Here is an 11004-nt window from a genome sequence, read left to right as displayed (position 1 = left end):
CCAACCGCCATAATTCTTATTTCCTCTTTTATAAAAATAACCACATAATAATCATGGGTTTATTATAATGTTCAACAATACGCGACTCTCTCGCTGGTGGGCGTTGCTTGCGCTTACCGCGACCATCATGCTTGCCCTTCCCGCGCAGGCGAATACGTGGCCTCTTCCGCCCCCCGGCAGTCGACTGGTGGGAGAAAATAAATTCCATGTCGTTGAAGACGACGGCGGCTCGCTGGAGGCGATCGCCAAAAAATATAACGTGGGCTTTTTAGCCCTGTTACAGGCCAACCCCGGCATTGATCCTTATGTGCCACGCGCAGGCAGCGTGCTAACGATTCCGCTGCAAACGCTGCTACCGGACGCGCCACGTGAAGGTATCGTCATTAACCTCGCGGAATTACGGCTTTACTATTATCAACCGGGGAAAAATACGGTCACGGTCTACCCTATCGGGATTGGCCAACTGGGCGGCGATACCCTGACGCCAACGATGGTGACGACCATTTCGGATAAACGCGCCAATCCAACCTGGACGCCGACCGCCAATATTCGCGCCCGTTATAAAGCGCAAGGTATCGATCTCCCCGCCGTGGTGCCTGCCGGTCCCGATAACCCAATGGGACATCACGCGATTCGTTTAGCGGCCTACGGCGGCGTCTATCTGTTACATGGCACGAATGCCGATTTTGGCATTGGTATGCGCGTCAGTTCCGGCTGTATCCGTCTGCGCGACGGTGATATAGAGACATTGTTCCGTCAGGTCACGCCGGGAACCAAAGTGAATATTATCAATACGCCGATTAAAGCCTCGGTGGAGCCAGGCGGCGTGCGACTGGTGGAAGTTCATCAGCCGCTGTCTAAAAATATAGGCGACGATCCGCAGGTGTTGCCGATTGTGCTGAATGGCCCGATGCAGGCCTTTAAGGACGCGCCGCAGACCGATGCTGCGGTGATGGAACATGTTATGGAAGTGCGTTCCGGAATGCCGGTGGATGTAACCCGTCAAGCAGAGGCGAAACCGCAGTCGCTGTAAGCGTGAATAGCTGACCGACAAAAAAGCCTCGCGATGCATCGCGAGGCTTTTTCTTTTTATTGTGGCAATCGCAGCGGCATTAATGAGGGTTAATGCTTACTTATAGATTACCGCCGTACCGTGGAGGGTATTCGGGCCGGTAACAGAGGTAATACGGAAAGACTTCGCCCCCATCTCCTGCGCTTTTTGCGCCAGCTGATCTTCCAGCGAGCCCAGATTCGTGCCGCCATTCGCGGAAATGGTGCCGAACTTCTGTTGACCTTCTGGCGTTGCCTGAACTTCAACGGCGGCGAAGCTGGCGAATGAGAGCGAACTCAGTACGGCAGCAGCGATGAGGGTTTTTACGTTTTTCATAGTGATGACCTTTAGCAGATGAATGGGTGTCGTAAGCATTAACTTAACGATCGATAAGTTAATCATAGATGTGATCTACATCACACGTCAACCTCTTTTTATAATGATCGTTATATAATTTATAAAGATGTTATTTTTCATGTGAATAGAATTGATTTATTTTTCTAATGAATACTCTGGAGCCAGAAGTGGTTTGTTTTTATAATAGAGAGACCGCTCTTTAAACAGGTACAACGGCATCATGACAACGGATACCACGAGTTGCGCGAAGAAAAGCCGTGGCCGACCAAAAGTGTTCGACAGGGAAGCCGCGCTTGATAAGGCCATGACTCTCTTCTGGCAGCACGGCTATGAAGCAACTTCGCTTGCCGATCTCGTAGAGGCTACCGGGGCGAAAGCGCCTACTCTCTATGCGGAATTCACTAACAAAAAAGGATTATTTCGCGCTGTCCTGGATCGCTACATCACTCGCTTTGCCTCAAAACACGAAGCCCAGCTCTTTTGTGAAGAGAAAAGCGTAGAATCGGCGCTGGAAGATTACTTCACAGAAATTGCCGCCTGCTTTACCAGTACAGACACGCCGGCTGGCTGCTTTATGATTAATACGTCCGCCACCCTGGCCGCCTCCTCGCGCGATATCGCCCGCACGGTAAAATCACGCCACGCCATGCAGGAACAGACGCTCATCCAGTTTCTGCGCCAACGTCAGGAGCGCGGTGAAATTCCGGCGCACTGTAACCCGCAGGCGCTCGCAGAATATATAAACTGTATTTTACAGGGAATGTCGATCAGCGCCCGTGAAGGTGCCACCTTCGAACAACTGATGCAAATTACGCGTACGACTCTGCGCATCTGGCCTGAACTGATCAAGTCCTGAACGACGCGGCTTCGGATAAAAAAAAGCCCCTCAGCCTGAGCGAATGAGGGGCTAACTTGCAGAGTACAGCTTTTTTATGCTTTGTTATTCAGAACCAGTTGGCCATTGCCGTCGAGGGGAATTTGCGTTCCGGGGTCTTTATCCATGCGGATTTTGCCCTGCTGATCGCCAATTTTGTAGGTCACGTCGTAGCCAAGCATCTTTTCAGATTTGTCATACACCGTCTTACAGCGTTGCTGCGTGGTAGTGTAAGTATCACTTTCTTGCATTGATCCCTGGATTTGATTGCCAGCATAACCGCCGCCCAGCGCCCCGACGACCGTCGCCACATCTTTACCACGACCGCCGCCAAATTGATGTCCAATCACGCCGCCTGCTACTGCGCCAAGCACCGAGCCGGCAATACGGTTTTCGTCCTGAACCGGTCTGCGATGCGTGACCGTGACATTACGGCACTCCTGACGCGGCGTTTTTACCGTCTCTTTAATCGGTTTAGCCGATATCACCTGCGCATATTGCGGACCACGATCAAATACGTTGAGACTGGCCACTGCCGCCACACCCAGCGCAGCCGCTACGCCAATCCCTATACCCGCCAACATTGATTTATTCACGGGAGTTCCTCCTTCGTTGCTATTGGTAACAATTTTGCAACCAGTATGCGAACAAAGCCAATCGGAATGAGGATGAAAAATGCGGGATGAGGCGGTAAAGCTGAAGGATTCGGACAACTCCGAAGCGAGTGATGGAGAAGCGCTCACCGGCGCGAGCAGCCGGTGAGACGCAGAGAAATTAATGCAGTTTCAGGCGCGGACGAATGACGCGGTTAATACTGCCCACCAGCATCATCAGGCCGGTTTTAAAGTATCCATGCAGCGCTATCTGGTGCATACGGTATAGCGAGATATACACGAAGCGGGCGATACGTCCTTCAATCATCATTGAACCGCGGGTCAGGTTCCCCATCAGACTACCCACGGTAGAGAAGTTGGACAGAGAGACCAGCGATCCATGATCTTTATACTGGTAAGCTTTCAGCGGTTTGCCATTCATCTGCGCCAGAATGTTTTTCATCGCGCAGGTAGCCATCTGATGCGCCGCCTGAGCGCGAGGCGGCACAAAACCTCCCTCCGGACGTGCGCAGGAAGCGCAGTCGCCAATCGCATAAATATCAGGATCGCGCGTGGTTTGCAGCGTCGGTTCCACCACCAGTTGGTTAATGCGGTTCGTTTCCAGACCACCAATCTCTTTCATAAAATCTGGCGCTTTGATACCCGCCGCCCACACCATCAGATCGGCCTGAATATATTCACCTTCTTTCGTATGCAGACCGCCTTCGTCGGCGCTGGTGACCATAGTTTGCGTCAGCACGCGAACGCCCAGTTTGGTCAGTTCATTATGCGCGGCGCTGGAGATACGCGGCGGCAACGCAGGCAGAATACGCTCGCCAGCCTCAACCAACGTCACGTTCAGCGCGTCGTTGGTCAGCCCCTTATAACCATAGCTATGCAGCTGTTTTACCGCATTATGCAGTTCAGCCGACAGCTCAACCCCCGTCGCACCGCCGCCAACGATGGCGATATTGACCTTACCGTTCGCGCCCAGATTAGCCGAATACTTGAGGAACAGGTTCAGCATCTCCTGGTGAAAACGGCGCGCCTGATGCGGGTTATCGAGGAAGATACAGTGCTCTTTCACGCCCGGCGTGTTGAAATCATTAGAGGTGCTGCCCAGCGCCATCACCAGCGTGTCATACGCGATTTTGCGCTCCGGCACCAGCAGTTCGCCCTTTTCATCACGCAACTCGGCAATGGTGATGGTTTTCGCTTCGCGATCGATATCCATCACCGACCCCAGCTGGAACTGGAAACCATGATTACGCGCATGAGCCAGATAGCTCAGCGCATCCACGCCTTCGTCCAGAGAGCCAGTCGCCACTTCGTGCAGCAATGGTTTCCACAGATGGCTGTGATTTCTGTCTACCAGCGTGATTTTCGCTTTTTTCTTGCGCCCCAGTTTATGGCCTAACTGCGTCGCCATTTCCAGCCCGCCAGCGCCGCCGCCGACAATCACGATCTTTTTTAATGGTGTAGTCAACGTGACCCCCTTAAATTTATTAACCAATTGTTAATTAAAAGTTATTAGCATAGCCTTTAATTAACAACAAGTTACGTTAATGAGAATAAGCTTCTGATATGAGAATAGCATGAACGGTGCATTGGTCATACCAAAATTGATGTGCATCAAGTTTTCATGCTGAAAAGATAGACAGTTTGCGAGAATTGAGCATAAAAAAACCAGCCGCAAGGCTGGTTATCCGGTCACTGATAACGCCATATTGCCGGATGGCGTTATCCCAGCGTTTTAAACGCTTTGATACGTTGCAAATGCGGCGAAATATTTTTGAATTTGTGAGTCTGTTCCTCATCCCACACAATTTCATAAAACGGGTGAAGCGCTTGCGCTGAGCGTTGGCTGTCCAGCGCTTCGTCATGACGCGAGAGGATCACCAGACAACGATCGCGATTTTTTTCGCGAAAGTTGGTCACGCACTTTGTAGCGATGTCCGCATATTCTTCCGGGCGATCGATTTTCCCCTCCATGTTTTCATAGGGGAACAGGTTCGGGTTAAAAACCACCTGACGGATATCGCACAAAAAGCCAATCCGCTCCGCCCAGTAACCGCCCAGCCCCACGCCACAGATTAAAGGGCGCTCGTCCACATTCAACTGCAACATTTTGTCCACTTCTTTCAGCAGATGCTGCATATCGTGCTTAGGATGCCGCGTACTGTAGCTTACCAGCCGAACATCCGGGTCGATAAACTGTAATTGCAACACTTTTTCATGGTTGCCCGGACTATTTGAATCAAAACCGTGTAAATAAATAATCATCTGGCACCCTCACGAAAACTCGAGTTAATGACCTGCTTTTTCTTCCTGCCAGCGTTCATGTAACTGGTTGAGCTGGGCGCTGGCTGTTTTCCAGCGTGCTGAGTCCATGAGCTCCCGGCGTGAAAATGAACCTTTATGATACAAACGTGTAACACGTTCTGCTTTGATCGGCGACAGATTATCCAGCACGCTGACTGCGCCTTTACGATTATTGCAGACCAGAATCATATCGCAACCCGCATCCAGCGACGCCTGAGCGCGCTCAGCATAGCTGCCCATAATCGCCGCGCCCTCCATCGACAGATCGTCGGAGAAAATGACGCCATCAAAGCCTAACTCCTGACGCAGCACCGTTTTCAGCCAGTACGGCGAACCGCTTGCCGGACGCGGATCGATAGCGCGGTAGATCACGTGGGCAGGCATAATCGCATCCAGTTTATTCTCGCTAATCAGCGTGCGGAACACCGACATATCTTTGCCACGGATGTCCGTTTCAGGACGTGGATCGCACGGCGTCTCTTTGTGGGAGTCCGCCGTGACCGCGCCGTGGCCGGGGAAATGCTTACCGGTCGTTTTCATCCCGGCGTCATGCATGCCGTCAATAAAGCGCGTTGCCATTGCCAACGCTTTTGCTGGATCGGCATGATAAGAACGCTCGCCAATTGCCGCGCTGATATGCCCGACATCCAGCACTGGCGCAAAACTGATATCAATATCCATCGCGATCATTTCGCTGGCCATCAGCCACCCTGCCTCCTGCGCCAGTCGCCCCCCCTCTTCCAGCCCATGCAGCGCAAAAAAAGATTGCGCCGCGGGCAGGCGGGTAAACCCTTCACGGAAACGCTGTACGCGCCCGCCTTCCTGATCGACGGCCACCACCAGATGGTTACGCGATGCCGCCCGAATCTGGCGCACTAATTCGCGCAACTGTTCCGGGTCATGGTAATTACGCGTGAACAGAATAAGCCCGCCAACCAGCGGATGCGCCAGTATCTCGCGCTCCTCCGCATCCAGCTCACATCCTTCGACATTCAACATTACTGGGCCCACACTGCTCTCCTTATCCTTTCATACGTAGCTGGCGCCAGGTTTCATCGGCCAGCCTGATAAATTGTTGCTCGCCGGTTTGTCGCCAGCGGTATTCGAACCACCCTGCTTTTAGCATAATGACCCAGGGGTGCCATAATCGTATCTGTCGCCATAGCTGCCGGGCGTCGATTCGCGCGCGCGCGGCATAAGCGTCTGCCAGTTGTCGGTGCTGGCGTTCATCCTCAACCCATACTGCCGCCAGCTCCAACGCAATATCGCCGTCGCCGGCATACTCCCAGTCAATCAGTCTCAACCCGGCGGACGTTAATACTATATTGTCGCCATGGACATCCATATGCAAAGGCGCGAGCCGAAGCGGGCGAGGTTCACCGTTTTTTTGCAACTGTTTGAGCCGCCGCAACCAAAACGGCGTACGCCTTGCCGGATCGCAACACGACCAGTACTGCGCCAATAGTGGCGATAGCGCGATACGCCAGCCAAAACGCGGCTGTTGATGCAAATGATACAGTAAGGCCGCCAGTTCGTCGGCATCTGGCAGAGCGGAATTTACCACACCATGCAGATATTCTACCGCCATCCAGCCTGGAGTATAAAAAAGCGCTCGCGGCGCAAGACTGGCCGGCAATTGGGATAAGGCGCGGTAATGACGTAAAAAATGGGCTGGTGGAGCGTCAGGGTCGTGATGACGGCGCAGCACGACACGGTGAGTATCGTGGGCAATAATACAGCTCCCGCCGCTTAGCCCCTGCGATGTGGCGACGGCGGGACGATACTGGGGAAAATAGCGCGACAGGATCTCGTCGCGCGTTAAGGGATTATTGTTGTTGGACCGCACCTTTACCTGACCAGATTATCTCGCCAGTTTGCACCAGCATTAACTGCATCTGTAATGCAGGCGCGTTAACGTTACCGGATGCGCTGGAGTAAAGTACATATTGCGCCCCGACATTGCGCGCAATGCCAATAGCTTTACTGCGCGTTCCCAGACTATCCTGCGGAGACAATCCTAACTGCTGTTTTGCCATCGAGAGTTGCTGTACGGACACCAGCGTAAATTTACCGTTGTTCGCCAGCGCATTACGTAACGTTTCCGTTGCCTCGTTCGCATTTAACGACCCATTCGTCCGGTTATTCACGCTGTCAACAAGCAATACGCTTCCGGCCGTCACGCCATCAGCCTGCAACATTTTGCTGACCAGCGGTTGCATCGCGCCGTTCCAGTCATAGTGGCGCACCTTAGGCGCTGGCTGGCCCGTTTGATCTTCATGTTCGATCGGCCCCGGTTGCTGTGGAATCGTTGGCACAGACGGCACAACAGGAGGCTGCGGCGGCTGCGCGGGTTGTTCTGGCGCTGGTTTTACCTCTTCAACTGGCGCAGGTTGACGTTGCGCCATACACCCGGAGAGAAATATCGCCAGCGCAGCAATGGCAGCGTAGCGATGCATTTTTGTCATCAAAATTCACTCCTCACAAATAAAGATAAAGCCTGACCTTATGCGCCCCCAGATAATTGGCGCTGCCAAATAGCGTTACCGACGAACGCGCGGGTATGGTTACGCTACGCGGCGCCTCCAGCGGATGCATCTCCAGCCCCCGCGCGTCATACCAGTAAAACCGATAATGAACGGTTATGGGCTCTTGCCTTTCGTTATAGACGCGGGAAGAGGCTGATGGCTGGATATCAGACGCCGTCAGTTCAGGCGGCTCTGCGGTGACGCCCGCCGCCAGAACCGTGGACTCCATCACCAGCGACTGCGCGTCGCTTACCGGAATTTCAGGGTGTGACCGGCAGCCGGTAAGCAGCAGCAAGCCCAGAGAAACCGCGATGCATCCTTTGATCATACTTACAAGCCTTTATGCGCCAGCATCGGGCCTAGCGGGCGGCCGCCCAGTAGGTGCATATGGATATGATAAACCTCCTGGCCCCCATGACGGTTGGTATTCATGATTAAACGATACCCATCTTCGGCAATGCCTTCCTGTTCGGCGATTTTCGCCGCCACGGTGATCATCCGACCTAACGCCTGTTCATGTTCCGCCGTCACGTCATTGACGGTTGGGATCAGGATATTGGGAATAATCAAGATATGCGTCGGCGCCTGCGGTGAAATATCACGAAAGGCGGTGACCAGCTCATCCTGATAAACGATATCCGAAGGGATTTCACGACGAATAATTTTGCTGAATATAGTTTCTTCTGCCACGACGTTTTCCTTTTTCATAATAGCCCTTGCAGCGCACATGCTACGCCGAGCCATACTGCGAGTATAGAGTATGAGCGAGTTACCGACGCTCTTTCAACTTTAACCCACGATTTATTAAGCGAAAAATGACTACATGCTGGACTTACCGCCATATCCCCCAGCCATGACGCCTTTGTACGCTTAAAAAATATTTCTAGTTTCCCTGGTTATACCGTTTTACACATTTAATACAAATGCGTATATTTCTCATTTGCATTTTTATGCGCATTAACTAGCAAAGAATGAAAAGGTTCAACGTCATACGTCCTGAACTTACCCCAATAACAAGCAAGGATTTTCAGATGTCTTTCATTCAATACCGCCGGGACAAACACCTTCCGTCCACCGCCGCACCGTCGCTGTTAGCTATGGGTATGGCGATGGCATTTATGCCTGCCGCCTTCGCGGCTGAGGATACCGTTATTGTCGAAGGCGAGACGACCGCTGACGCCGTAAACCGTGAAGAACAGGATTACAGCATGAAAACGACCGCAGCGGGCACCAAAATGCCGATGACTCAGCGCGATATCCCGCAGTCGGTCAGTATTGTCAGCCAGCAGCGTATGGAAGACCAGCAGTTGCAAACCCTGGGCGAGGTGATGACCAATACGCTGGGGATCAGCGGAAGTCAGGCTGACTCCGATCGCATCAGCTATTACTCGCGCGGGTTTGAAATTGACAACTATATGGTTGACGGTATTCCAACGTATTTTGAGTCCCGCTGGAATCTGGGCGATGCGCTAACGGATACCGCGCTGTATGAGCGCGTGGAGGTGGTTCGCGGCGCGAATGGGCTGATGACCGGGACCGGTAATCCTTCTGCCTCAATTAATATGATCCGTAAACACGCCACCAGTCGGGAGTTCAAAGGTAACGTCTCCACAGAATACGGTAGCTGGAATAAGCAGCGTTACGTCATGGATCTGCAAAGTCCGCTCACCGCAGACGGTAATGTCCGTGGGCGCATCGTGGCGGGTTATCAGAATAATGATTCCTGGCTGGACCGCTATAACAGTGAGAAAGCGTTCTTTTCCGGAATTGTCGATGCCGATCTGGGTACAACCACCAACCTTTCAGCCGGTTATGAATATCAAAAAATTGATGTCAACAGCCCAACCTGGGGCGGTCTGCCGCGCTGGAACACCGATGGCAGCAAAAATAGCTATGACCGCGCGCGTAGTACCGCCCCGGACTGGGCTTATAACAACAAAGAGATAAATAAATTCTTCGTCACGCTTAAACAGCGTTTTGCCGAAAGCTGGCAGGCGACCCTGAATGCGACCCATACTGAGGTCAAATTCGACAGTAAAATGATGTATATCGATGCGTTAGTCGATAAAGAGACAGGTACGCTGGTGAGTCCTTATGGCGCAAGCTACCCCGTGGTCGGCGGTACGGGCTGGAACAGCGGCAAGCGCAAAGTAGATGCCATAGATCTCTTTGCCGATGGCGCTTATGAGCTGTTTGGCCGTCAGCACAATATGATGTTTGGCGGCAGTTATAGTAAACAGAATAACCGCTATTTTAGCGCCTGGGCGAACGTCTTTCCGGACGACATTGGCAACTTCAGCGCCTTTAACGGTAATTTCCCCCAAACCCACTGGGCGCCACAAAATCTGGCGCAGGACGATACCACGCATATGAAATCGCTGTATGCCGCTACGCGCATTTCGCTGGCCGACCCGCTGCATCTGATTCTCGGCGCTCGTTATACCAACTGGCGTGTTGATACACTGACCTACAGCATGGAGAAAAACCATACCACGCCGTATGCCGGGCTGATTTATGATATCAACGACAACTGGTCCGCTTATGCCAGTTATACCTCTATCTTTCAGCCGCAGAATAAACGCGACAAAGCGGGTCAATATCTGGCTCCGATTACCGGTAATAACTATGAAGCGGGTCTGAAGTCCGACTGGATGAACAGTCGCCTCACCACCACGTTGTCCGTGTTCCGCATTGAGCAGAATAACGTCGCTCAGGCAACCACTATTCCCATCCCTGGCAGTAATGGGGAGTTTGCCTGGAAGTCTACTGACGGAACGGTGAGCAAAGGCGTCGAATTTGAAGTGAACGGCGCAATTACCGATAACTGGCAGATGACTTTCGGGGCTACCCGGTATGTTGCCGAGGACAATGAAGGTAACGCCGTGAACCCTAATCTTCCGCGCACCAGCGTGAAGTTATTCACCCGCTATCGTCTGCCGGCGATACCGGAGCTGACGGTCGGCGGCGGCGTGAACTGGCAGAATCGGGTTTACAAAGATACCACGACGCCGTACGGCACTTTCCGCGCCGAACAGGGCAGCTATGCGCTGGTCGATCTGTTTACCCGCTATCAGGTGACGAAAAATTTCTCCGTACAGGGAAACATCAACAACCTGTTTGATAAAACCTACGACACCAATATTGATGGTTCCATTGTTTACGGCGCACCGCGTAACGTCAGCCTCACCGCCAATTATCAGTTCTGACAGACTGTCGGAGAGCGGCATGTAAAGCGCCATTAAAAAAGGCAGCCGAATGGCTGCCTTAATTCTCCCCAACATC

Annotated in this window: 12 protein-coding genes and 16 other annotated features; of the genes, 3 read left to right on the top strand and 9 right to left on the bottom strand. The window is 52.6% G+C overall.

Going from position 1 to position 11004, the window contains the following annotated elements; all coding sequences use genetic code 11:
* Positions 1-53: 53 nt before the first annotated feature.
* Positions 54-59: a ribosome-binding site (putative RBS for ycfS; RegulonDB:STMS1H001475), on the top strand.
* The gene (ycfS, locus tag STM1215; protein NP_460185.1) for a putative periplasmic protein occupies positions 54-1033 on the top strand. Within the gene, positions 68-1033 belong to an annotated coding region; the region does not span the whole gene. It overlaps the preceding feature by 6 nt.
* A gap of 96 nt (positions 1034-1129) precedes the next feature.
* Here ycfS and ycfR read toward each other — a convergent pair.
* Positions 1130-1399, bottom strand: a protein-coding gene (gene ycfR / locus STM1214; RefSeq protein ID NP_460184.1) for a putative outer membrane protein. Within the gene, positions 1130-1387 belong to an annotated coding region; the region does not span the whole gene.
* Positions 1394-1399, bottom strand: a ribosome-binding site (putative RBS for ycfR; RegulonDB:STMS1H001474). Its footprint overlaps the gene before it by 6 nt.
* A 213-nt stretch (positions 1400-1612) precedes the next feature.
* Positions 1613-1618, top strand: a ribosome-binding site (putative RBS for ycfQ; RegulonDB:STMS1H001473).
* On the opposite strand from ycfR, the gene ycfQ reads away from it, so the two are divergent.
* Positions 1613-2264, top strand: a protein-coding gene (gene ycfQ / locus STM1213) for a putative transcriptional repressor (TetR/AcrR family) (protein NP_460183.1). Within the gene, positions 1629-2264 belong to an annotated coding region; the region does not span the whole gene. (Overlaps the previous feature by 6 nt.)
* Positions 2265-2338: 74 nt before the next feature.
* Here the strand turns inward: ycfQ and ycfJ are convergent.
* The 8 genes from ycfJ to ycfF all read right to left on the bottom strand — a co-directional run bounded on the left by ycfJ (position 2339) and on the right by ycfF (position 8424).
* The gene (gene ycfJ, locus STM1212) for a putative outer membrane lipoprotein (RefSeq protein ID NP_460182.1) occupies positions 2339-2892 on the bottom strand. Within the gene, positions 2339-2878 belong to an annotated coding region; the region does not span the whole gene.
* Positions 2887-2892 (bottom strand) — a ribosome-binding site (putative RBS for ycfJ; RegulonDB:STMS1H001472). Its footprint overlaps the gene before it by 6 nt.
* A 164-nt stretch (positions 2893-3056) precedes the next feature.
* Positions 3057-4478 (bottom strand): cupric reductase gene (gene ndh, locus STM1211; protein NP_460181.1). Within the gene, positions 3057-4361 belong to an annotated coding region; the region does not span the whole gene.
* Positions 4368-4373: a ribosome-binding site (putative RBS for ndh; RegulonDB:STMS1H001471), on the bottom strand. It overlaps the preceding gene by 6 nt.
* Positions 4443-4451, bottom strand: a -10 signal (putative -10_signal for ndh; RegulonDB:STMLTH004478).
* Positions 4470-4478: a -35 signal (putative -35_signal for ndh; RegulonDB:STMLTH004478), on the bottom strand.
* Before the next feature lie 10 nt (positions 4479-4488).
* Positions 4489-4513, bottom strand: a protein binding site (putative binding site for FNR, RegulonDB: STMS1H000152).
* A gap of 25 nt (positions 4514-4538) precedes the next feature.
* Positions 4539-4561, bottom strand: a protein binding site (putative binding site for FNR, RegulonDB: STMS1H000174).
* 54 nt (positions 4562-4615) lie between these two features.
* Positions 4616-5169, bottom strand: a protein-coding gene (ycfP, locus tag STM1210) for a putative esterase (RefSeq protein ID NP_460180.1). Within the gene, positions 4616-5158 belong to an annotated coding region; the region does not span the whole gene.
* Positions 5164-5169: a ribosome-binding site (putative RBS for ycfP; RegulonDB:STMS1H001470), on the bottom strand. (Overlaps the previous gene by 6 nt.)
* 13 nt (positions 5170-5182) lie before the next feature.
* Positions 5183-6220 (bottom strand): putative glycosyl hydrolase gene (gene nagZ, locus STM1209; protein ID NP_460179.1). Within the gene, positions 5183-6208 belong to an annotated coding region; the region does not span the whole gene.
* Positions 6215-6220: a ribosome-binding site (putative RBS for nagZ; RegulonDB:STMS1H001469), on the bottom strand. (Overlaps the previous gene by 6 nt.)
* Positions 6219-7052 (bottom strand): putative cytoplasmic protein gene (ycfN, locus tag STM1208; protein NP_460178.1). Within the gene, positions 6219-7043 belong to an annotated coding region; the region does not span the whole gene. The genes nagZ and ycfN overlap by 2 nt, the downstream gene beginning before the upstream one ends.
* The gene (ycfM, locus tag STM1207; protein NP_460177.1) for a putative outer membrane lipoprotein occupies positions 7024-7677 on the bottom strand. Within the gene, positions 7024-7662 belong to an annotated coding region; the region does not span the whole gene. The genes ycfN and ycfM overlap by 29 nt, the downstream gene beginning before the upstream one ends.
* Positions 7047-7052: a ribosome-binding site (putative RBS for ycfN; RegulonDB:STMS1H001468), on the bottom strand. It overlaps the preceding gene by 6 nt.
* Positions 7672-7677: a ribosome-binding site (putative RBS for ycfM; RegulonDB:STMS1H001467), on the bottom strand. It lies within the gene ycfM.
* Positions 7676-8063 (bottom strand): putative outer membrane lipoprotein gene (ycfL, locus tag STM1206; RefSeq protein ID NP_460176.1). Within the gene, positions 7676-8050 belong to an annotated coding region; the region does not span the whole gene. The genes ycfM and ycfL overlap by 2 nt, the downstream gene beginning before the upstream one ends.
* Positions 8053-8424, bottom strand: a protein-coding gene (gene ycfF, locus STM1205; protein ID NP_460175.1) for a putative protein kinase C inhibitor. Within the gene, positions 8053-8412 belong to an annotated coding region; the region does not span the whole gene. Before ycfF ends, ycfL begins: the two co-directional genes overlap by 11 nt.
* Positions 8058-8063 (bottom strand) — a ribosome-binding site (putative RBS for ycfL; RegulonDB:STMS1H001466). Its footprint overlaps the gene before it by 6 nt.
* Positions 8419-8424 (bottom strand) — a ribosome-binding site (putative RBS for ycfF; RegulonDB:STMS1H001465). It lies within the gene ycfF.
* A gap of 317 nt (positions 8425-8741) precedes the next feature.
* Positions 8742-8747, top strand: a ribosome-binding site (putative RBS for fhuE; RegulonDB:STMS1H001464).
* Between ycfF and fhuE the strand changes: the two genes are divergently transcribed.
* The gene (gene fhuE / locus STM1204; RefSeq protein ID NP_460174.1) for an outer membrane receptor for Fe(III)-coprogen occupies positions 8742-10928 on the top strand. Within the gene, positions 8754-10928 belong to an annotated coding region; the region does not span the whole gene. Its footprint overlaps the feature before it by 6 nt.
* The last annotated feature ends 76 nt before the right edge of the window (positions 10929-11004 follow it).

The sequence above is a fragment of the Salmonella enterica subsp. enterica serovar Typhimurium str. LT2 genome (assembly GCF_000006945.2).
Taxonomy (GTDB): domain Bacteria; phylum Pseudomonadota; class Gammaproteobacteria; order Enterobacterales; family Enterobacteriaceae; genus Salmonella; species Salmonella enterica.
Note: the sequence above shows the minus strand (reverse complement) of the source record. Positions and strands in the feature narration are given on the sequence as shown.